General features: G+C 71.5%; 17 protein-coding genes. 10 read left to right on the plus strand and 7 right to left on the minus strand.

Annotation, left to right across the window (positions count from 1 at the left end):
• Positions 1-110 precede the first annotated feature (110 nt).
• On the minus strand, positions 111-860 hold the full coding sequence (locus M8J73_RS04550) for a DeoR/GlpR family DNA-binding transcription regulator (RefSeq protein WP_055522116.1): 750 nt from the start codon (positions 858-860) through the stop codon (positions 111-113).
• A 127-nt stretch (positions 861-987) separates the two neighbouring features.
• Between M8J73_RS04550 and M8J73_RS04555 the strand changes: the two genes are divergently transcribed.
• The 8 genes from M8J73_RS04555 to M8J73_RS04590 all read left to right on the plus strand — a co-directional run bounded on the left by M8J73_RS04555 (position 988) and on the right by M8J73_RS04590 (position 12,877).
• Positions 988-2,007, plus strand: a complete 1,020-nt coding sequence (locus M8J73_RS04555) for a carbohydrate kinase family protein (protein WP_249828273.1) — start codon at positions 988-990, stop codon at positions 2,005-2,007.
• Between the two features lie 55 nt (positions 2,008-2,062).
• Positions 2,063-3,343 carry an ABC transporter substrate-binding protein gene (locus M8J73_RS04560; RefSeq protein WP_055542175.1) on the plus strand — a complete coding sequence of 427 codons (1,281 nt, stop codon included), beginning with the start codon at positions 2,063-2,065 and terminating at the stop codon, positions 3,341-3,343.
• A 124-nt stretch (positions 3,344-3,467) separates the two neighbouring features.
• Entirely contained in the window at positions 3,468-4,352 is an 885-nt protein-coding gene (locus tag M8J73_RS04565) for a carbohydrate ABC transporter permease (protein ID WP_055542177.1), read from the plus strand.
• Positions 4,349-5,218: a carbohydrate ABC transporter permease gene (locus tag M8J73_RS04570; protein WP_055542176.1), complete on the plus strand. Its 870-nt coding sequence runs from the start codon at positions 4,349-4,351 to the stop codon at positions 5,216-5,218. The genes M8J73_RS04565 and M8J73_RS04570 overlap by 4 nt, the downstream gene beginning before the upstream one ends.
• Before the next feature lie 27 nt (positions 5,219-5,245).
• Positions 5,246-6,205: an alkaline phosphatase family protein gene (locus M8J73_RS04575; protein ID WP_249828274.1), complete on the plus strand. Its 960-nt coding sequence runs from the start codon at positions 5,246-5,248 to the stop codon at positions 6,203-6,205.
• A gap of 76 nt (positions 6,206-6,281) precedes the next feature.
• Positions 6,282-9,263: a glycoside hydrolase family 2 TIM barrel-domain containing protein gene (locus M8J73_RS04580; protein WP_249828275.1), complete on the plus strand. Its 2,982-nt coding sequence runs from the start codon at positions 6,282-6,284 to the stop codon at positions 9,261-9,263.
• Between the two features lie 69 nt (positions 9,264-9,332).
• Positions 9,333-11,189 (plus strand): LamG-like jellyroll fold domain-containing protein, encoded by a 1,857-nt coding sequence (locus M8J73_RS04585; RefSeq protein ID WP_055538241.1) that lies wholly within the window; start codon positions 9,333-9,335, stop codon positions 11,187-11,189.
• A 26-nt stretch (positions 11,190-11,215) separates the two neighbouring features.
• Positions 11,216-12,877 carry a PHP domain-containing protein gene (locus tag M8J73_RS04590; protein WP_055538242.1) on the plus strand — a complete coding sequence of 554 codons (1,662 nt, stop codon included), beginning with the start codon at positions 11,216-11,218 and terminating at the stop codon, positions 12,875-12,877.
• A gap of 81 nt (positions 12,878-12,958) precedes the next feature.
• On the opposite strand, the gene M8J73_RS04595 is transcribed toward M8J73_RS04590, so the two are convergent.
• From M8J73_RS04595 to M8J73_RS04615, 5 genes are all read right to left on the minus strand, one after another.
• Entirely contained in the window at positions 12,959-14,257 is a 1,299-nt protein-coding gene (locus tag M8J73_RS04595) for a helix-turn-helix domain-containing protein (RefSeq protein ID WP_055538243.1), read from the minus strand.
• Between the two features lie 456 nt (positions 14,258-14,713).
• Complete coding sequence (locus M8J73_RS04600; protein WP_055538244.1) at positions 14,714-15,169, minus strand: MaoC family dehydratase; 456 nt, start codon at positions 15,167-15,169, stop codon at positions 14,714-14,716.
• A 32-nt stretch (positions 15,170-15,201) separates the two neighbouring features.
• Positions 15,202-16,704 carry an o-succinylbenzoate--CoA ligase gene (menE, locus tag M8J73_RS04605; RefSeq protein ID WP_055538245.1) on the minus strand — a complete coding sequence of 501 codons (1,503 nt, stop codon included), beginning with the start codon at positions 16,702-16,704 and terminating at the stop codon, positions 15,202-15,204.
• Positions 16,705-16,754: 50 nt separating this feature from the next.
• Positions 16,755-17,633 (minus strand): amidohydrolase family protein, encoded by an 879-nt coding sequence (locus M8J73_RS04610; protein ID WP_055538249.1) that lies wholly within the window; start codon positions 17,631-17,633, stop codon positions 16,755-16,757.
• 20 nt (positions 17,634-17,653) lie between these two features.
• Positions 17,654-18,571 carry an SDR family NAD(P)-dependent oxidoreductase gene (locus M8J73_RS04615; RefSeq protein WP_055538246.1) on the minus strand — a complete coding sequence of 306 codons (918 nt, stop codon included), beginning with the start codon at positions 18,569-18,571 and terminating at the stop codon, positions 17,654-17,656.
• A gap of 223 nt (positions 18,572-18,794) precedes the next feature.
• On the opposite strand from M8J73_RS04615, the gene M8J73_RS04620 reads away from it, so the two are divergent.
• The gene (locus M8J73_RS04620) at positions 18,795-19,220 is read left to right on the plus strand and encodes a MarR family winged helix-turn-helix transcriptional regulator (RefSeq protein ID WP_055538247.1); all 426 of its coding nucleotides are present in this window, start codon (positions 18,795-18,797) and stop codon (positions 19,218-19,220) included.
• Between the two features lie 10 nt (positions 19,221-19,230).
• A complete protein-coding gene (locus M8J73_RS04625; RefSeq protein WP_055538248.1) occupies positions 19,231-20,130 on the plus strand; it encodes an IclR family transcriptional regulator in 900 nt (299 codons plus the stop codon).
• 39 nt (positions 20,131-20,169) lie between these two features.
• Here M8J73_RS04625 and M8J73_RS04630 read toward each other — a convergent pair whose 3' ends face one another.
• Complete coding sequence (locus M8J73_RS04630; RefSeq protein WP_249828276.1) at positions 20,170-21,270, minus strand: serine hydrolase domain-containing protein; 1,101 nt, start codon at positions 21,268-21,270, stop codon at positions 20,170-20,172.
• Between the last annotated feature and the right edge of the window lie 188 nt (positions 21,271-21,458).

The raw sequence follows: 21,458 nt of genomic DNA on the forward strand, positions 1-21,458 counted from the left end.
ACGGACGCGGGCCGGGCCGTCGTCGCGCACCGCACCGCCGCCCCGGGGGAGCATGCCGCCTGAGCGGTGGATCATGCCTCCGGCGGCGCGGTGGGTGCCCGGTGCGCGGTTCATGTCGTCACGACCTCGACCCCGGCCTCCTCGAAGGAGGAGCAGGTCGTCCCGTCCACGGGCGTGTTGGTGACCACGACGTCGAGTTCCCGGGGGCCACAGACCCGCGCCATCCCCGTACCGGGGAACTTCGCGGAGTCGGCGAGCAGGACCACCTTGTCGCTCGCCTTGATCATGGCGCGCTTGACCGGGACCTCGACGACGGTGGTGTCCATCACCTGGCCGCCGGGCCGCACCCCGCTGGTGCCGAGGAACAGCCAGTCCGCGTGCAGTTGGCGGAGGTTGTCCTCGGTGAGGAAGCCGACGAGGGAGCGGTACTCGCGGCGGACCATGCCGCCGAGCAGCACCAGCTCGATGCCCTCGTCGTCCGCGAGTTCCTCGTAGACCACCAGGTTGCTGGTGATCACGGTGAGCCTGCGGCCGTGCAGCTGCCGGGCCAGGCGGTAGGCGGTGGTCCCGATGTCGAGCAGGACGGACTGGCCGTCGCGGACCATGGAGGCGGCCCGCGCCGCTATCGCGTCCTTCTCGGCCACCCGGACCTCGGCGACCTCGGCGAAGGGCTGGTCGCCCTCGTCCACGACCGCCCCGCCGTGCACCCGGGTGAGCAGCCCTTCCTCCTCCAGCTTGACGAGGTCTCGCCGGATGGTGGCCGGGCTCACGCCGAGCTGTTCGGACAGATCGGTCACGGCAGCGGGGCCACCTGAGCGCAGGGCCCGCAGGATGAGTTGGTGTCGTCTCTCTGCCAGCACGCGCTGAACAGTACTCGTCATCCCCAATCATTTCCATGCTCACTTCTGCTCGGGTATTGACCAATCTCTCGGATCAGCGCACGATTCCCGGCATCGAATTTGAAGAGTTCTGACGAGAGGTGCACGCGTGGACGACGACCGGCCCGATGTGCTGCTGACCGGGCTGCTCTTCTACGACCTCGTGCTCACGGGGCTGGGAAGGCCGCCGACTCCCGGCGAGGAGATCTGGACCGACGGCATGGGCTGCGGACCAGGCGGCATCGCCAACCTGGCGGTGGCCACCGCCCGTTTCGGCCTGCGTACCTCCCTGGCCACGGTCTTCGGCGACGACTACTACGGCGCGTACTGCCGTGAGGTCCTCGCCGGGCAGGAGGGCGTGGACCTCTCGCTCTCGCGCACCGCGGACGGCTGGCACACCCCCGTCACCGTCTCCCTGGCCCAGGGCCACGACCGGGCCCTGGTCACCCACGGCCAGGAGCCGCCGTACTCGCAGGACGCGCTGATGGGCGACCCGCCCGAGTCGCGTACCGCGCTCGTGCACATCGAGGCGGAGCCGCGCGAGTGGCTCGCGAAGGCGGCAGCGAACGGCACACACATCTACGCGGACGTCGGCTGGGACCCCACCCAGCAGTGGTCGCGTGAACTCCTCGACCAACTCGCCCTGTGCCACGCCTTCCTCCCCAACGAGACCGAGGCGATGGCCTACACCCGTACCGACGGCGCGGTGGCCGCGCTCGGCACGCTCTCCGAGCTGGTGCCGGTCGCGGTCGTCACCCGCGGCGGAGCCGGCGCGATCGGCGTCGACCAGACGACCGGCGAGTACGCCGAGGCCCCCGCCCTCGACGTGGACGTCCTCGACACGACCGGCGCGGGGGACGTGTTCGGCGCGAGCTTCGTCGCGGCCTCCCTCGGCGGCTGGCCGCTGGAGGAACGGCTGCGGTTCGCCGTCCTGGCCGCCGGCCTGTCGGTACGGCACCACGGCGGGGCACTCGCGGCCCCCGGCTGGTACGGCGTCGAGCGCTGGTGGCGCTCGCTGACTGACCCCGCCCTCAAGAAGACCTACGGCTTCCTCGCGGACCGCATCCCCGCGGACACCGGACCTCCGGTGCGCCACGCCCCGGTCACCCCACCCGCACGGCTGCCCTGAACCCCCCGGAAAAACGCCCCTCAGTACCACGAACAGGAACAAACAGGAGTGTCCCGTGGACCTTTCTCGTAGAGGCTTCCTCCAGGCCGCCGTCTTCACCGCGGCAGCCTCCGGACTGACCGTCGCCTGTGGCGGCGACTCGGAGTCCGGCGGTACCAAGAACGGCAAGAACCTGACCATGTGGTACTGGGGCGGCGCCCTCAGCGACAAGGTGGTCGCCGAGGCCAAGACGCACTTCAAGAGCCAGATCAAGCTGACCAGCGCCTCCATAGGCGGCGACTTCAAGCAGAAGCTGACCACCACCCTCGCGGCGGGCGGCTCCTCCGTCCCCGACATCACCGGCATCAAGGGCGAGGACATCGCGTCCTTCCTGCCCAACGCCGACCGCTTCCTCGACCTGAACGAGCTGGGCTTCAAGAAGCTCTCGTCGCAGTACCTGGAGTGGAAGACGAAGCTCGCCCAGACCAAGGACGGCAAGCAGATCGGGTTCCCGATCGACATCGGCCCCACCGCGCTCTTCTACCGCGCCGACCAGTTCGACAAGGCCGGGCTGCCCAGCGAGCCGGACAAGGTCGCCGCCGAGGCCAAGACCTGGGAGGACTACTTCGCGCTCGGCACCGAACTGAAGAAGGCCCTGCCGGGCACCTTCCTGATCAACAACATGGGCTCGGTGTTCAGCATCGCCGTCGGCCAGGGCACCAAGCGGTTCATCGACCAGGACAACCACTTCATCGGCGACCAGGAGCACATCCGTGCCGCCTGGGACACGGCGGTCCGCGCCTACCGGCTGGGCCTCGACGCCAAGATCAACGACCAGAGCTGGAACTCCGCCGTCGGCAAGACCCTGACCACCGAAGTGGGCGCCGCCTGGCACGCGTTGGACATCGAGTCGGCGGCCCCGGCCACCAAGGGCAAATGGCGGGTCTGCGCGACTCCGGGCGGGCCAGCCAACCAGGGCGGCTCGTATCTGACCCTGCCCAAGCAGTGCCGGAACCCCGAAGAGGCGTTCAAGATCATCAGCTGGATCCTCAGCCCGGAGAACAACGCCAAGAGCTTCGCCGACGCCACCATCTTCCCCGCCTCCCCGGCCACGTACGCGATGGAGGCCATGACGGGCCCCGACGCCTTCTTCGGCGGACAGAAGATCATCGAGGTCTTCGGCCCGGCCGCCGAGGCCATCCCCGTCAGCTACGAGGCGCCCGCCGACTCCGCGGTCATGGCGCCCTTCATGGCCGAGCTGACCAGCATCGAGGCCAAGGGCAAGAAGCCCGACGACGCCTGGAAGGACGCGGTCTCCCAGGCCAAGCAGATCGCCCGGCGACAGGGGGTGAGCTGAGGTGTCGTCACCTCCGGTCACCGGCCCCGCCGCGGTGCGCGAGCACCGCGGCGGGCCGGGCCCGGCCCGCTTCCGCCCGCGGCGCACCCCGCCCGCGGGCGCCGCTCGGCCCGCACGCCGCGGGATCCTGTCGTACTGGCGGCAGTACCTGGCGATCTCGCCCTTCTATCTGATCTTCACGGTCTTCTCCTTCGGGCCCGTCTTCTACTCGCTGTATCTGGCCTTCCAGCGCTACGACGGCCTGGGCACCAAGCAGTTCGTGGGGCTCCAGCAGTTCGAGTTCCTCTGGAACGACCCCGTCTTCTGGCTGTCGATCCGCAACACCCTGGTCATCTGGGTGCTGTCGACCGTCCCCACGCTCTTCGGCGCCCTCGTCCTCGCGACGCTGCTGCACTCGGTACGCCGCTTCAAGGGCTTCTACCGCATCGCCCTCTACGTGCCGAACGTGACGTCGATCGTCGCCGTGGCGATCTTCTTCGCGGCGGTGTTCAGCAACGACTTCGGTCTGGTCAACGCGATCCTGGGCATGGTCGGCATCGATCCGGTGCCCTGGCTGAGCGATCCATGGCTGATCAAGGTGGTCATCGCGCTGCTGATGACCTGGATGTGGACCGGCTACAACATGATCATCTACCTGGCCGGCCTCCAGGCCATCCCGCAGTCGGTCTACGAGGCGGCCAGGATGGACGGCGCCGGACCCATCCGCACGTTCTTCCAGATCACCATTCCGATCATGCGGCCGATCATCCTGTTCACCGTCGTCATCTCGACCATCAACGGTCTGCAGAGCTTCAGTGAACCCCAGGTCCTGTTCGCCAGCAACGCCGCCAACCAGAACCTCGGCGGGCCGGGGCAGGCCGGTCTGACCACGCTGCTGTACTTCTACCAGTCGGCCTTCCTCGACAACGACTACGGCTACGGCGCGGCCATCGTGTGGGCCTTCTTCGTACTGATCATCGTGCTCGTCGCCGTCAACTGGCGCATCGTGCAACGAGGGAGGAAGCCATGACGACAGCCGTCACGCCACGGCCGGCCACGGGCGCGAAGCGGCCACGTCGCCCCAGGGGCCTGTCCGCCCACCTCTTCCTGATCCTGGCCGTCGCGATCTCGGTCTTCCCGTTCCTGTGGACGATCGTGATGGCGACCAACACCACCCGCGACATCTACAAGAGCCCCCCGAAGCTGACCTTCGGCTCCCACTTGCTGGAGAACATCAGGGGTGTGCTCGACACGGTCGACTTCTTCGGGTCGATGCTCAACACGATCCTCGTCGCCTGCGTCACCACGGTCCTGGTGCTGTTCGTCGACTCCCTCGCGGCCTTCGCCTTCGCCAAGTTCGACTTCCCCGGGCGCAAAATCCTCTTCGCCACGCTGCTGGTGTTCATGATGCTGCCGCTCCAGCTGGCCGTCCTGCCGCAGTTCATCCTGATGTCGGAGGTCGGCTGGGTCGGCATGCTCAAGGCACTGGTGTGGCCCGCCCTGTCCAACGCCTTCGGCATCTTCTGGCTGCGCCAGTACATCGAGAACGGCGTGCCCGACGAACTGCTCGACGCGGCCCGCATCGACGGCGCCGGGTTCTTCCGCCAGTACTGGAACGTCGCCCTGCCGATGATCAAACCCGCGATGTCGTTCCTCGCCATCTACGCCTTCGTCGGCGCCTGGAACGACTACGTGTGGCCGCTGATCGTGCTCACCAACCCGGACCACGTCACGCTCCAGGTGGAGCTGGCCCAGCTCAACGTCGGCCACAACACCGACTACAGCATGGTCATGGCCGGTGTGCTCATGGCGTCCCTCCCGCTGGTGATCGTGTTCTCCGTCTTCGCCCGCGGATTCATCGCGGGAGCCACCGAAGGTGCGGTACAAGGCACCTGACACACCCTGTCGAGAGAGAGGTGCACCGTGGTGGATGTCGTCGGAGCGGGACGACCGGAGCGGGGCAAGGTGCTCGTGGTGGGCATGGACGGACTGCGCTTCGACCGGCTGATGCGGTCGCCGTCCACGGCTCCCGTCCTGCACGGCCTGATGGCCGCCGGCGCCTACGGCAGCAGTCTGCTGCCCTATGGCGAGGCGGACGGCGAGGCCGGGCACGGGCCGACCACGAGCATGGCCTACACGGACTCGGGGCCGGGCTGGTCGAGCATCATGACCGGGGTGTGGCCCGACCGGCACGGGGTGACCGGCAACGACTTCGTCGGCGCCGACTACGCCCGCTACCCCGACTTCCTCACCCGCGCCGCCTCCGTGCGGCCGGGCCTGCGCACGGCGGCCGCGGTGTCCTGGCCGACCCTGATCCGCCGCGGCACCCTCGGCCGCGGCATCGGCCGCCGGGTGCGCTTCAACGGCGAACGCCGCGGGTACGGGACCGCGGACCGCCTCGTCGCCCGCACCGCCCTGCGCTGGCTCACCAAGAGGGACCCCGACGCCCTGTTCGTGTATCTGGGCGCCACCGACGAGGCCGGCCACGACACCGGCCCCCTCTCCCCCGCCTACGACCAGGCCCTCCTCGACCAGGACGCCCACCTCGGGCGGCTGTTGGACGCCCTCGAGGCCCGGCGCTCCGACCCCGCCCGCGCGGACGAGCGGTGGACGGTGCTGGTCACCACGGACCACGGGCACCGTGACGGCGGCGGCCACGGCGGCGACAGCCACGCCGAGCGCGAGGTGTTCGTCGTCCTCGCCGAGCCCGGCATGCCCGGCGGCACCCGTCTCGACGAACCCCGGCTCGTCGACATCGCCCCCACCGCCCTGGACCGGCTCGGCATCCCCGTCGACCCGGAGTGGAACCTCGCGGGCCACGTCCTGCCCCGGCCGGCCCCGGACCCCATATCGCCCCCGCCCCCGCCCCCGGAACGGTCATGACCGACGCACTCCTCGCCCCCGCCCACCCACCGGCCGACCACGCCACCGGCGGCCTCGGTACGGAGGCCGCCCACCGATGAACGATCCGTCGACCGCCGGGCCCCACGCCGGCGACCCCCTGATCGCCCTGCGCCCCTGGGCCGCCCCCGAGGTGACCTCCTGGGGGCGGCTGCCCATGTCCGCCGTGGACCGGCGCTCCCGGGCCCGGTCGCTCGACGGCCGCTGGCGGTTCCAGCTGCTGCCGTCGCCCGGCGACGAGCCCGGCCCCACCTGGTCCTGGGCGGAGCTTCCCGGTTCCTGGGCGCTGCACGCGGCCGAGGACCCCCCGCAGTACACCAACGTCCGTATGCCGTGGCCGGAGTTCCCGCCGCACTCCCCCGCCGCCAACCCGACAGGCGTGTACGAACGGCAGGTCGAGACACCCGCCGACTGGGCCGGCCGCCGGATCGTCCTCCAGGTCGGCGCGGCGGAGAGCGTGCTGCTCGTCCATGTGGACGGGCGGCCCGTCGGCATGTCCAAGGACTCCCATCTGGCGGCCGAGTTCGACGTGACGGACCTCGTGCGCCCCGGAGCGCCGTCGACGGTACGGCTCACCGTCGTGAAGTGGTCCGACGCCTCCCACATCGAGGACCAGGACCAGTGGTGGCTCGGCGGCGTCACCCGCTCGGTGCTGCTGTACGCCACCGACCCGCTGCATCTCGCGGACGTGACCGTGCGGGCCCGGCGCGACGGCGCGCTGCGGGTGGACTGCCGGGTGCGGACCACCGAGGGCACGGGCGCGCTGCCCGCCGGGTGGTACGTCAGCGGTGAGCTGGACGGTCTGGCGCTCGCCCAGGACACCGGGTTCGACCGGGCCAACGCCGAGGACGAGCGGGTCTCCGACTTCCTCGGCGAGGCACGGATGGAGACGGTCGTCCCCGAGGTGCGGACCTGGAACGCCGAGACGCCCGAGCTGTACGACCTCACGGTCCGGCTGCACCGCGCCGACGGCACGGTGGCGGACACCTCGCACCACCGGATCGGCTTCCGCGACGTCGAGGTGCGCGGCCGGGACCTGCTGGTCAACGGGGAGCGCGTCTACATCCGGGGCGTGAACCGCCACGACTTCCATCCGCTGACGGGCCGGACGGTGTCGTACGACGATCTGCGCGCCGACCTGGTCACGCTGAAGCGCTTCGGTTTCAACGCGATCCGCACCTCCCACTATCCGAGCGACCCGGCGCTGTACGACCTCGCCGACGAGCTGGGCTTCTACGTGGTGGACGAGGCGGACATCGAGTCGCACGACCACGCCCACGAGATCGCCGACGACCCGCGCTATCTGAACGCGTTCGTGGACCGGGTGTCCCGGATGGTCCTGCGGGACAAGAACCACCCCTCGGTGATCATCTGGTCGCTGGGCAACGAGTCCGACTACGGGGCCAACCACGACGCGGCGGCGGGCTGGCTGCGGCGGCACGACCCGACGCGGCCGGTGCAGTATGAGGGCGCCACGAAGCTGGACTGGGCGGCCACGGACGACGCCTCCGACATCGCCTGCCCGATGTACGCGCCGATCGAGGAGTGTGTGGCGCACGCGCTCTCCGGCGGGCAGACCCGGCCGCTGATCCAGTGCGAGTACTCGCACGCCATGGGCAACAGCAACGGCACGCTCGCCGACACGTGGGCGGCCATCGAGGCGACCCCGGGTCTTCAGGGCGGGTTCATCTGGGAGTTCTGGGACCACGGCATCCTCCAGCGTGTGAACGACGGAAGACCGGCCGGGCGTGGGGGCGCCGGGCTGTATGACAACGGTGTCGCCGCCCCCGGACTGCGCTGGGCGTACGGCGGTGACTTCGGCGAGACCCTCCACGACGGCGCGTTCATCGCCGACGGGGTGGTCTTCCCCGACCGGACCCCGAAGCCGGTGATGTACGAACACCGCGAGATCGCCGCCCCGGTACGGCTGTCCGTGGAGGGCGAGGGCATCTGGCGGGTGCTGCGGGTCCACAACAGGCAGCACTTCCGGGACCTTTCGTGGCTCGCGGCCGAGTGGGAGTTCGCCGCGGCCGACGGCGGCACCTGGACGGTGCCGGCCCAGCTGCCCGACGTACCGGCGGGCGGTTCCGCCGTCATCGACCGGCCCGAGGTGCGGCACGGGGCCGGTGAGATCTGGCTGACGCTGCGGGTGACGACGGCCGTCGACGAGCCGTGGGCGCCGCGCGGCACCGAGGTGTGCTTCCCGCAGGTGCGGTGGTACGAGGCGGACGAGGGCGAGCCGGTGGTCGGCGCCGACGACACCCAGGGCCATGTGCCCCCGCCGCGCACGGACGACGAGGGGTTGCTGCTGCATCCGCTGCTCGCCGCCCCGCCGGTGCTGAGCCTGTGGCGGGCCCCCACCGACAACGACGTCCTCGGTGGCATGGCCGAGCGCTGGCGGGCCTGGGGCCTCGACAGCCCGGCGCGCGAGACGGTGTCCGTGGAGCGCGAGGGCCCCGTGGTGCGGGTGCGGTCGCGCCTGCTGACGGGTGCCGGGGCCGTCGAGCACGAGCAGACGTTCACGGCGCTGGTCGACGGCCGGATCCTGGTCGAGGAGATCGCCGCGCTGCCCGAGGAGCTGACGGACGTCGCCCGCGTCGGCACGGTGTTCGAGACCACCGCAGGGTTCGACCACCTCGCCTGGTACGGGCAGGGCCCCTGGGAGAGCTACCCGGACCGTGCGGCCGGGGCTCCCGTCGGGCACCACTCGGCCGCCGTCGACGACCTGTTCACGCCGTATCTGCGCCCGCAGGAGAGCGGAGGACGGCACGGCGTACGGCACTTCACTCTGTCGGGGGCCGGACACGAGCTGTCGGTACGGCTCGACGGGCCCCGGCAGGTCTCGGTCAACCGGTACCGCGCGGAGGATCTCGCGGCCGTCGCGCACCATGACGAGCTGGTGCCCCGGCCGGGCTGTGTGGTGCACATCGACGCCGCGCACCGGGGCCTCGGCACGGCGTCGTGCGGGCCCGACACCTCGCCGTCGTATCTCGTCCCGCCGGGTGTCCACCGCTGGTCGTGGACGCTGCGCGCGCTCTGAACCCCACCCCCCTCGTCCTTCCCTCTCCCCTTTCCTCTCGGACCTTCACGGACTTCCCACGGAGCACAGGTGTGTACTTCGCATGAGCACGACCAGGGCGAGGCGGCCCCGCAGGCCGGCGCAGGCAGACGGAACTTCCTGCGGGCGACCGCGCTGATGAGTGCGGTGGCGGCGGTCGTCCCGGCGGCCGGGACCGCGTCGGCCGCCGCCGAGTCGCCCGCGTCGGCGGCGCGTTGGCGGCCCGATCCCGACAGCCGCCGGTTCACGCTGGCGGTGATGCCGGACACGCAGTACCTCTTCGACGGGCCGAGCATCGACAAGGCGCCCGTGGAGGCGTCCCTGCGGTATCTGCTGGAGCACGGGCGGGAGGAGAACATCGTCTTCCTGTCCCACCTGGGCGACCTCACCCAGAACGGCGCGCAGCGGGAGTGCGCGGCGATCGGCGAGGCGTTCCGGCTGCTCGACCGGGAGGGCGTCGGCTACAGCGTCCTCGCGGGCAACCATGATGTCCGCTCGTCCACCGACGACCAGCGGGGCCCGACCCCCTACCTGGACGTGTTCGGCCCCGACCGGTTCAAGAGCCGGCGGACGTTCGGCGGCGCCTCCCCGGACGGCTACAACTCCTTCCACCTCTTCGAGGCCGGCGGCCGGCAGTGGATGGTGCTCGCCCTGGACTGGCGGCTGTCGGCGAAGGGCTACGCGTGGGCCGAGCAGGTCCTGGCGAAGCACCCGAGGACACCGGTCGTGCTCACCACGCACGAGCTGGTCGACGGGGACGACTCCCTCTCCCCGTACGGGCAGCAGCTGTGGGACCGGCTGATCGCGGACCACGACCAGATCTTCCTCACCCTCAACGGGCACTACTGGCCGGCCGGCCGCGCCGTCCGGAAGAACGCCGCGGGCAACGACGTCCATCTGCACCTCACGAACTACCAGAACCGGTACTTCGGCGGCGCCGCGATGATCCGCCTCTACCGCTTCGACCTCGACCGGAACACCATCGACGTGGAGACGGTCTCCCCGTGGATCCTCGGCCGGGCGGCGAAGAACCTCAACGAGCTGGAGCGGCAGGAGAGCGAACTCTCCGGCGACGCCGACCGGTTCACCGTCGACCTCGACTTCGAGAAGCGGTTCTCGGGCTTCGCCCCGGTGCCCGCGCGTCCCGCACGGCCGGTGTCGAGGGTGCTGGTGCGGGGCACCCTCGCGTACTGGCGGTTCGACGGCCAGGCCGACGGGGCGAGGGTCGACGGGATCGTGCGCGACCGCTCCGGACACGGCAACGACCTCACGCTGGTCACCGTCGGCGGCGGCACCCTCACCTACTCCGCCGACCACCACCCGGACCAGCCGGGCCACGGCAGCCTGGAGTTCCACGGCGGGAAACCGCCGCTGAAGGGTGCCTACCTGCGGACGGTCGACGGGGCGCCCCTCAACTCGGCGACGTTCGAGGACGGGTACACCATCGAGGCGTTCTACCGGCTGCCCGCCGACTGGGACCCGGCGCACCACGCCTGGGCCGGCATCCTCGGCCGCACCGGCACGGGCGGCGCCGCGGGCAAGACCCAGGACGACCCCGACGAGCCGCTCGCCACGCTGTCGCTGTCCAACGACCGCGAACCCCAGTGGGCGGTACGCCCGCTCAACCAGCAGGGCATCGCCACCAACTGGGGCCAGGAGACCCCCCTGGAGACATGGTGGCACCTCGCGGTCGTCAACGACGGCCGGCACACCACCCTGTACGTCCAGGGCTGCCCGGTCGTCCGCAACCCCAGGGCGGCGGCCGTCGGCCTCACCTCCGTCGGGCTGCCGTGGATCCTCGGCGGTTACGAGTACGCGGGGAAGATCGACCAGATCCTGCACGGACGGCTCGGTGACGTCCGCGTCGTCGGACGGGCGCTGCCCGTCACCTCGTTCATGAACCACTGACCACCCCCGGAAGGGTTCGCACGACCATGTCCGAGCAGCAACTGCCCGTCTGGGCCGATCCGTCCGTCTCCCCCGCCGATCTCGACGCGCAGGGCCTGTCGCGCCGCGGGCTCCTGCGCGCCTCGGGCCTTTTCGGCGCGGCCTTCGCGCTGGGCTCCCTGGCGACACCCGCGGCCGCCGACTCCGGGCACCACGGGGGCGACGACCCCCGCCTCGCCTATCTCGTCGGCGACCACCACATCCACTCCGTGTACAGCCACGACGCCAAGTACACGTTCTCCCAACTGGCCGCGGCGGGCGCGAAGTACGGCCTCGACTGGATGGTGTTCACGGAGCACTCCAACTTCGGGCACGCCGACTTCGGGGCCGCGCTGGAGCACCGGGAGATCCTCCGGGCCCGCGCCGAGAACCCCCGTCAGCTGATCTTCCAGGGCCTGGAGTGGTACATCCCGGCCGCCGAGCACTGCACGGTCTTCACGACGCCCGGCCCCCACGAGGTCGACCTGCTCACTGGCTTCGAGCGGGCGTACGACGGCAAACTGCTCGGCTACACCGACGGTTCCGTGGGCGGCGCGGACACCGCCCGCAACGAGGCGCACGCCGTCAAGGCCGTCCGGTGGCTCGCGGAACAGCGCCGTTCGGGGTACGTCGACGACGTGCTGGTCCTCGCCAACCACCCGCTGCGGCTCGGCATCGACTCCCCTCACGAACTGCGCGCCTGGCGGGACGCGGCCCCCGAGATCATGATCGGCATGGAGGGCGCGCCCGGCGCCCAGGGCGCCGCCATTCCCGGCTGGCGGGGCGCGAACTCCATCCGCGGCGAGTACGAGAACAAGCCGTCCGCGCAGTCCTGGCCCGGCTACCCGGCGGAGGCGTACCTCACGTACGGCGGTTTCGACTGGTCGACGGCGACCGTGGGCGGCCTGTGGGACTCCCTGCTCGCCGAGGGCCGGCTGTTCTCGATCACCACCAACTCGGACGCCCACCGGATCGTGTTCGACACCTGGAAGAACGGCGACTGGCCCGCCGGGCAGAACTTCGACACCACCGGCAGGCTGCCCGACCCGGTGAACACGGACACCCCGCAGCCCGGCAGCGACTTCTGGCCCGGCCAGTTCAGCCGCACCCACGTGGGTGTCACCCGGTACGGCTACCGTGCCGTGATGGCGGGGCTGCGGGCGGGCCGCGTCTGGCTGGACCACGGCCATCTGCTGGACGGCCTGGAGGTCCGGGTGAAGCGGGACCGCACCCCCGGCCGGGGCGTCACGCTCGGCGGCCGGCTGCACGCCCGCAAGGGCGAGAAGCTCACCCTGACGGTGACCGTGACCACGGCCTCCCGCCGCAACCCGCGGGGAATCCTCCCGGAGTTGGCCCATGTCGACGTCATCCGGGGCACGGTCAGGGGCCCGGTGACCGACCGGGACTCCTGGCGGGCGCCGGACACCCGCGTCGTGCACACCAAGGACGTCAGCGGCCGCGAGGGCACCTACACCCTGCGCGTGCCGATCACCGTCGGCGACGAGCCGTTCTACCTGCGGCTGCGGGGCAGCGACGGCAACCGCAACGGCGCGGGCTACCTGTGTGCCTCCGTCGACCCCAACGGCCCGATCCCGCACACCCCGGGCGACGGCGACCCGTGGCAGGACACGTGGTTCTACACCAACCCGGTGTTCGTGGACGTGCGGTGAGCGTCGGGTCCGCGTGAGGGCGCGGGGGGCCGTACGACCGGTGACGGTCCGGCGGCCCCCGCGCTCCTCGGTGCGTCGCCCCTACCGGGACGGTGACGGACTCGGGCTGAACGCCCGGTCGCAGTGGGGCCAGTCGTGGAAGTCGCGGTCCTCGCTCCACAGCCGCTTGGCCGCGCGGATGTTCCACTCCGGGTCGAGTGCCTGGCGCGGGGTGCCCTTCAGGTCCCTCAGCCGGGCGTCGGAGATCTGGAACAGGCCCCAGTTCCGGGTGCCGTTGGTGTTCGGGAGGATGTGCAGCGGGTCGAGGAACGACTGGCAGTCGGCGATCGCGACCGCGCGGTCCGGCTCCTCGGTGAACACCTCGCGGATGCGCTTGCGCACCTTGTCCGGTGTCCAGGTGTTCATACGCGCCTCGGACGCGTACAGCGCCCGCTTGGTGGTGTCGCCGACCACGCCGTTGGGCGGTTCGATCCCGGCGATCACCTGGAAGGCGGTCACGCGGCGCAGGGTCTGCGGGCCGAAGTCGCCGTCCACCCCGATGACCGCGCCCTTGTCCTCCAGCAGGCGCTGCACCTCGCGGACGCAGGTGTCGTGCTGGCCCATGGCCACCACTTCCCGGCAGGCGGGGGTGAAGAGGGTGCGGCTGTCCTTCTTCCCCGGTGCGGCCGCGCTCTTGTCCGGGCCGTCGCCGTCCTCGGCCGAGCCCAGGGACGGCAGGGTCCAGGCCATTCCGCCGAGGAACAGCACGACCAGGCCGACGGCCAGGGCGACGCGTCCGCGTCGCCCACCGGACCGTACGGCCCCGGCCCCGGTCCCGGTCCCGGATGCGGCCACGGACGCGTCCACCGTCCCGTGCGGCGCCTCGGACACCCCTGTGCCCGGCCCCTGTCGGCCGGCCTCCGGCACCAAGTCGGGCTCAGGCTCAGGCTCCCGCTCCGGCCCAGAGGATTCCGAGGCCCGCCGGGCGGCCGGCTGCTCGGGCCGCGAGGATTCCGAGGCCGGCCGGGCGGCTTGCGGCGCCTGCCGCGCGGCCTTCGGTTCCGGCGCGGGGGCGAGCGGTTCCGACTCGGCGGGCCGCGGCTCCCGCCCAGCGTTCTCCGGTTCCGCCGCCGACGGCGTCGGCTCCGGTTCCCGGGCGGCGTCCGCCAGGGCCCACAGGCGGTGCAGTGTCCGCAGTTCCTCCGGGGTCGCCCCGCAGGCCACGGCCAGCCGGTGGACGGTGCCGTAGTCCTGCGGTACCGAACCGCCCAGGCAGTAGCGGTGCACGCTGGACCCGCTGGTTCCGGCCTTCGCGGCGAGGGCCGCGTAACTGAGTCCCGAGCGCTCCTTGAGCGAGCGCAGACATGCGGCGAACCGCTCGGACTCCGTGCACTCGGACACGGGCGTCCCCCCTTTTTCCCCTTGCTGCCGCGCGTGACGGCGGCGCCGCACGTGGTCGGACGGCGGCGCGGTGTGTTCACGGATGAGAGGCGCCCCCCTGGATCCCCCGATCCCCGCGCCCGAGCACACTGTGCCAGAAACAGACGGCCGGAACCCGGCAAACTCCAGCCACTTCCGGGCGGACGACCGGGATCCGTTTGTGGTCCCGTCCCAGCGCCGTCCCAGCGGCCGGAGAACGCCGCAGGCCGGTCGTGTGACGGCCGTCCCAGCGTCCCAGCTGCGCGGAAACCCTTGTCGCACCGTGTCGGCGACGGCCAGCCTCGGGTCGTCGGAGAACGAACCACCCTGCGCCACCAGGAGATGTCAGTGGCTGAATTCACACCACAGGGCGGAGCACCCATGGGGGAGTGCTCCGCCCTGTGGCGTAGCCGAGGGGCCCCGGTCCGGGGCGCTTCGTCAGGCGTAGAACCGCGACAGGCTCTGCAGCACGGCCGCGGGCTTGGGGGCGCCCTCGATCTCGATGGTGCCGTCGACGGTGATCTGCACGCCGCCCGGGACGTCCTCCACCGAGGCCAGCCTGCCGACGAGGCGGATCTTGGAGCCGACCTTCACCGGGGAGGGGAAACGGACCTTGTTCAGGCCGTAGTTGACCTTCGTCGACACGCCCTCGACGTCCAGCAGCTCGGTGAACAGCGGGATGAACAGCGACAGGGTCAGGTAGCCGTGCGCGATGGGGGCGCCGAAGGGGCCCTCGGCGGCCTTCTCCGGGTCGACGTGGATCCACTGGTGGTCCCCGGTCGCGTCGGCGAAGGTGTTGATGCGCTCCTGGGTGACCTCGATCCACTCGCTGGTGCCGAGGTCGCTGCCGCCGAGCTTCTTCAGCTCGTCGATGCCGTTCACGGTGATGCTCATGTTCCCTGCTTTCGAGAAGAGTTGATGACGGGTCAGCTGTTGCCGTAGCGCTTGCGCACCCGGGCCTTCAGCAACTTGCCGGAGGCGGTGCGGGGCAGCTCCTCGGCGATCACGACCGACTTGGGGATCTTGTACTTGGCGAGCCGCCCGGCCAGGGAGGCCAGCACCTCGTCGGGGTCGAGGGCGGAGCCCTCGCGCGGGACGACCACCGCGCGCGGCACCTCGCCCCACTTGTCGTCGGGTACGCCGATGACCGCGCACTCGACGATGTCGGGGTGGGCGAGGAGCTGGTCCTCGATCTCGGCGGGGTAGATGTTCTCGCCCCCGGAGATGATCATGTCCTTGATGCGGTCGACGATGAAGACGTACCCGTCCTCGTCGACGCGGGCGGCGTCGCCGCTGCGGAACCAGCCGTCGGCGAACACCGCGGCTGTCTCCTCCGGCAGGCCCCAGTACCCGGGCATGACGTGCGGGCCCCGCACCACGACCTCGCCGGGCTCGTCCACGTCGACCGGTGTCATGTCCGGCCGTACGACCCGCACATCGCTGAAGAAGTGCGGGACGCCCGCGGAACCGGCCTTGCTCACGGCGTGCTCCGCGTCGAGGAAGAGCGTGCCGGGCGCGGCCTCCGTCATGCCGTAGCCCTGGAGGAAGGTGAGGCCCCGCTCCTGGAACTTCGCGATGAGCGGGGTCGGCACCGGGGAGCCGCCGCAGGACAGCATCCTGAGCGACGACAGGTCCGCGTCGGCCCAGCGCGGGTGCCGGGCCACCTGGTCGAACATGGTGGGCACGCCGAACATGAACGTGATCCGGTGCCGTTCGATCAGGTCGAAGGTGGCCTCCGGCACGAACGACTCGACCAGGACGCAGGTGCCGCCCTTGAGCAGCACGGGCAGGGTGAGCATGTTCAGCCCGGCGGTGTGGAACAGCGGGGCGGAGACCAGGGCGCGTTCGTCGGCGATGACGTCCTGGTCGACGAGGACGTTGACGGCGTTCCAGATGATGTTGCCGTGCGTGAGCATGGCGCCCTTGGGGCGGCCGGTCGTCCCCGAGGTGTACATGATGATGCAGGTGTCGTCGGCGATGACCGGCTGGTCGATCGGCTCGGCCTCCGCCCCGGCCAGCAGCGCCTCGTACTCGGCGCCGGTCTCGACGTACGTACGGACGTCGGTGCCACCCGGCAGCCCCGCGACGAGCCCGGTGAACCCGGGCGCGTACACGAGGGCCTTGGCGCCGGAGTCCGAGAGCTGGTAGGCGATCTCGGGCCCGGCGAGGCGGGTGTTGAGCGGGACGAACACCGCGCCGAGGGTGCCGGCGGCGAACAGCGTCTCCAGGTACGAGGGGTGGTTGGGCCCCAGGTAGGCGACGCGGTCGCCGCGCCGGACGCCGGAGGCGCGCAGGGCGTGCGCGAGGCGCGTGGTGCGCTCGTACAGCTCCGCGTAGGTGATGCTGGTGTCGCCGTGGATCAGCGCGGTGCGCTGCGGGGTCTTGCGGGCCCGCCGGGCGGGCCACGACCCCAGTCCCTCATTGCGCATGTCTGTGCCCCTGTCCGTCGTTGCACATGGGGGTGTCCCTCACGGTGTGGTCACGGCTTCGTCAGCCCGAGCAGCCGGGCGGCGTTCTCCTTGAGGATCTTCGGCTTGACCTCGTCCTTGATCGTCAGCTTCTCGAAGTCGGCGAGCCAGCGGTCGGGGGTGAGGACGGGGTAGTCGGAGCCGAAGAGGACCTTGTCCTTGAGCAGGGTGTTCGCGTACTGCACCAGCTGCGGCGGGAAGTACTTCGGGGACCAGCCGGACAGGTCGATGTGGACGCCCGGCTTGTGCGTGGCCACCGCCAGCGCCTCGTCCTGCCAGGGGAAGGACGGATGGGCCAGGATGATCTTCAGGTGGGGGAAGTCCGCGGCGACGTCGTCCACGTGCAGCGGGTTGGAGTACTTCAGCCGGATGCCACCACCGCCGGGGACGCCCGCGCCGATGCCCGTCTGCCCGGTGTGGAAGAGGGCGATGGTGCCGGTCTCCTCGATGACCTCGTACAGGTCGTAGGCCACCGAGCGGTCGTTGGGGAAGAACCCCTGGATGCTGGGGTGGAACTTGAAGCCCTTCACCCCGTGCTCCTCGACCAGCCGGCGGGCCTGCTTCACCCCGGCCTTGCCGCGGAAGGGGTCGATGGAGGCGAAGGGGATCAGCACGTCCGCGTTGGCCGCGGCCGCCTCGGCGACCTCCTCGTTCGGGACGGGCTCGGTGCCGGTCGCGGACTCGGCGTCCACCGTGAAGATCACGGCGGCCATCTTCCGCTCGCGGTAGTAGGCAGCCGTCTCCTCCAGGGTGGGCTTGCGCTTGCCCTCGACCTTGAAGTAGGCGGAGGAGGCGTCGTGGAGGTCGTCGTCCAGCGACGACGTGCCCTTCTTCGACGACACCTCGGCGTGGGTGTGGACGTCGATCGCGACCAGCTCGTCCACGTTCATGGCGGGACCTGCGGTGCTCATCACGCCTCCGGGATCTTCGGGGCGGGGATGCCCACGGTCTGCGGTTCGGCGCCCAGCGAGGTCGGCCAGACGTCGGCGAGCGCCTCGGGCGTCCAGCCGCCGTTCGCGTACGCCGTCTTGATCTCCTGCGGGTGCGACCAGAGTGCCACCTTGTCGCCGCCGATGCCGATGGCCTGGCCGGTGACACCGCGGGCGGCCTCGGAGGCGAGGAACGGGACCAGGGCGGCACAGTCCTCGGGGGTGCCGAAGCCCTCGCCCTTGCGCAGGAAGTCCGGGAACGGCTTGCCCTCGCGCAGGGCCTCCACGTACGGGGCGAAGACCGGGATGGTCTCGGTCATCGCGGTGGCGGCGACCGGGATGATCGCGTTGACCGTGATGTTCGCGCGGCCCAGCTCCATCGCCCAGGTGCGGGCGAAGGCGGCGATGCCGGCCTTGGCGGCGGCGTAGTTCGTCTGCCCGAAGTTGCCGCGCTGGCCGGCCGGGGAGCCGACCAGGATCAGGGAGCCGCCCTCGCCCTGCTCGCGCATACGGATCGCGGCGGCGCGGGCGCAGGTGAAGGTGCCCTTGAGGTGGGTGGTGATCACGGCGTCGAAGTCGTCGTCGGACATCTTCCACAGCACCTTGTCGCGGAGGATGCCCGCGTTGGTGACGAGGATGTCGAGCCGCCCGAACGCCTCCACGGCGCGGCCCACCAGCCGGTCGGCGGCCTCGGTGGTGCCGACCGGGACGACCTCGGCGACGGCCGTGCCGCCCGCCTCGGTGATGGACTTCACGGCCGCTTCGGCCACGGCCTCGTCGATGTCGTTGACGACCACGGAGGCACCGGCGGCGGCGAGGGCCTGGGCGTAGGCGAGTCCGAGGCCGCGGCCGCTGCCGGTGACGACGGCGACCTTGCCGGTGAGATCGATGCTGGGCACGAGTGGGGTCCCTTCGGAGTGACAGCGCGGATGGCTGCGCGGCTTCGAAATCGAAGTTAAGAGCAATAGTTGTTGACGTCAATAGTTGTTGAGCCGAGGTCTTTGGGGCATCCTGTGGAGCAGCACCACACGCGCCGCCCCGCAGGGGGCCTCGACCAGGGAGCCCGCCATCGCCGGCCAGCAGACTCAGAACTCCGCCTCGATCGACGCGCGTGAGCCGTGGATGCGCGGGCTGCACGCGGACACGGGTTATCTGCTGTACCGCCTGGGACAGCGCTCGGGACAGCTGTTCAACGCCTCGTTGCAGGAGTCGGGGCTGCGGCTGCGCCACTACGCGCTGCTGCGCTTCCTGACCACCACGCCGGGCGCGCTCCAGCGGGAGCTGAGCGCGTCCCTCGGCTACGACCCGAGCGCGATCGTCGGCCTGGTGGACGACCTGGAGAAGCTGGGCTTCGCCGAGCGGCGCCCCTCCCCCGACGACCGCCGCAGCCGGATCGTGGTGCTGACCGAGGACGGCCGCGCCTTCCTCCGGGACACCGACGAGGCCGGCCGGCGCGTCACCGACGAGCTGCTGGAGCCGCTGGACACCGCCGAGCGCGACGCGCTCCACGTCCTGCTCCAGAAGGTCGCCGAGGCCGGGCTGGGGTGATCCGGTGCCGATGACCGCCGGCGCGCTGCCGGAGCCGGGGGCCGCGCGCTCCGCCCCGGAGCGGCTGCTCGCCGTGCTGGCCGCCTTCGACCACGGCCATCCGGCGCTGTCCCTGACGGACATCAGCCGCCGGGCCGGGCTGACCCTCAGCACGGCGCACCGGCTGGTGGGCGCGCTCACCGAGTGGGGCGCCCTGGAACGGGACGCGGACGGGATCTACCACGTGGGCCTGCGGCTGTGGGAGATCGCGGCGCTCGCCCCGCGCGGACTCGCGCTGCGGCAGATCGCGCTGCCGTACCTGGAGGACCTGTACGAGGCGACGCACGAGAACGTGCAGCTGGCCGTGCGGGACGGCGACGAGGTCGTCTACATCGAGTGGCTCTCCGGGCGGTCGGCCGTCGGCGTCCACATCCGGGTCGGCGCGCGCTGGCCGCTGCACGCGACGGGCGTGGGGCTGGCGCTGCTCGCACACGACGACCCCACGGCCCAGGAGACCTACTGCCAGGGGGAGTTGGCCGCCTTCACGCCGTACACCCTCACCGACGGCGCCCGGTTGCGCCGGGTGCTGGCGGAGGTCCGGCGCACGGGCGTGGCGGTGAGCAGCCGTCAGGTCACGGAGGACGCGCTGTCGGTGGCGGCGCCGGTCCGCGGACCGGGCGGGGCGGTGGTCGCCGCCGTGTCGGTGGTCGTGCCCCAGGCGGGCGCGCAGGTCCCGGTGCTGACCCCGGCGGTACGGGTCGCGGCGAGGGGCATCTCCCGAGCCCTGGGCTGGCAGCCGGACGAGGCGTCGACGCCGAGGGCGGGCCGCGGCGGCGTCAACAGCGGCGGCAGCGGCCGGGGATCCCTGATCCCGGGCCGCTCCGCCGTATCCACGCCCCGGCCGACGCCGCCGTCCGCCCCGCCTTCCTGAGGGCCGCCCGCGCCGGCACCGGGCGCCGTGCCGGGTTTCTCAGGCCATGAGTCCCTCGTAGACCGATGCCAGTATCAGGAACGCGCGGTCGTCGCCGATGCCGCCGTTGTCGATCATCTGGTTCATCGTGTAGGCGACGGACATCCGGGCGTCGAGGTCGACGAGGACGAGGGAGCCGCCCCAGCCGCCCCAGAAGCAGGTGCGGGGGTTGGGGAGCTGGCCGCCGTTCAGGCCGTAGCCCAGGCCCCAGCGCATCGGTACGCCGAGGACCCGGTCGGTGCCGTCGAACTGCTCCTCCAGGACCCGCTCGCACCCCTTCTCCGAGAGCAGCCGCACGCCTCGGGCCTCGCCGCCGCAGGCGAGCAGCGACTGGACCGCGGCGATCGAGCGGGCGTTGCCGTGGCCGTTCGCCGCCGGGATCTCGGCGCGCCGCCAGGCGAGGGTGTTGGCGGTGGCCGGCGGGATCTCCGGGTTGGGCTTCGGGCCCCCGCGGGGCGGGGAGGAGGGCGGCGGGAGGATCGGCGCGACCCGCTGGTCGTGCTCGGGGCCGAGGCCGATGTGGAAGTCGGCGCCCAGCGGCCCGGCGACCTCCTCGGCGAAGAACGTGCCGAGGCTGCGGCCGGTGACCCGGCGCACGACCTCGCCGATGAGATACCCCTGGGTGACCGCGTGGTACCCGGCGTCGGTGCCGGGCTCCCAGGCGGGCGCCTGCGCGGCGAGCCGGGCGGTGACCGTCGGCCAGTCGTAGAGGTCCTCCAGCGTGGTCGGCGCGTCGAAGAAGGGCAGCCCTGCGGTGTGGGAGAGCAGATGGCTCACCCGTACGCCCTCCTTGCCCACGGCGGCGAACTCGGGCCAGTACGCGGCCACCGGCGCGTCCAGGTCGAGGGCGCCGCGGTCGGCGAGGATCAGCGCGCAGAGCGCGGTCATCGTCTTGGTGCTGGACCAGACGTTGGTGAGGGTGTCCCGCTGCCAGGGGATCGTGCGGTCCGCGTCGACGTGGCCGCCCCACAGGTCGACCTCCGGCTCACCGTCCACGAACACCGCCACCGAGGCCCCGACGTCCTTGTCGGCCAGCGAGGCGGCCAACGCCGAGCGCACCGGCGTGAATCGATCCGTACACGTGCCGTGAGTGTCCACCATGGGGGCGAAGCTAGCGGCTCGGCCGGGAGCCGAGCCACCGAATATGTTCCGGTCCGCTCACAGCGTCCGTGCAAAACCACCCCCGCGACGCCGCCGCCTTCACAGGGTGAACTCGCCCTTCCCGCAAGCACTTTCTCCGCTTTAACTCTTGACGGCCGCGGCGGCGGAGCGCACATTGGCCGCACGCT

The organism is Streptomyces neyagawaensis (assembly GCF_023516595.1).
Taxonomy (GTDB): Bacteria; Actinomycetota; Actinomycetes; order Streptomycetales; family Streptomycetaceae; genus Streptomyces; species Streptomyces neyagawaensis.

Bases quoted from the DNA above. Each gene is read 5' to 3' on its own strand.
- M8J73_RS04580 (WP_249828275.1), top strand. From the start codon at position 6,282: ATGAACGATCCGTCGACCGCCGGGCCCCACGCCGGCGACCCCCTGATC.
- M8J73_RS04570 (WP_055542176.1), top strand. From the start codon at position 4,349: ATGACGACAGCCGTCACGCCACGGCCGGCCACGGGCGCGAAGCGGCCA.
- menE (WP_055538245.1), bottom strand. From the start codon at position 16,704: ATGCGCAATGAGGGACTGGGGTCGTGGCCCGCCCGGCGGGCCCGCAAG.
- M8J73_RS04590 (WP_055538242.1), top strand. From the start codon at position 11,216: ATGTCCGAGCAGCAACTGCCCGTCTGGGCCGATCCGTCCGTCTCCCCC.
- M8J73_RS04630 (WP_249828276.1), bottom strand. From the start codon at position 21,270: ATGGTGGACACTCACGGCACGTGTACGGATCGATTCACGCCGGTGCGC.
- M8J73_RS04625 (WP_055538248.1), top strand. From the start codon at position 19,231: ATGACCGCCGGCGCGCTGCCGGAGCCGGGGGCCGCGCGCTCCGCCCCG.
- M8J73_RS04610 (WP_055538249.1), bottom strand. From the start codon at position 17,633: ATGAACGTGGACGAGCTGGTCGCGATCGACGTCCACACCCACGCCGAG.
- M8J73_RS04600 (WP_055538244.1), bottom strand. From the start codon at position 15,169: ATGAGCATCACCGTGAACGGCATCGACGAGCTGAAGAAGCTCGGCGGC.
- M8J73_RS04620 (WP_055538247.1), top strand. From the start codon at position 18,795: ATGCGCGGGCTGCACGCGGACACGGGTTATCTGCTGTACCGCCTGGGA.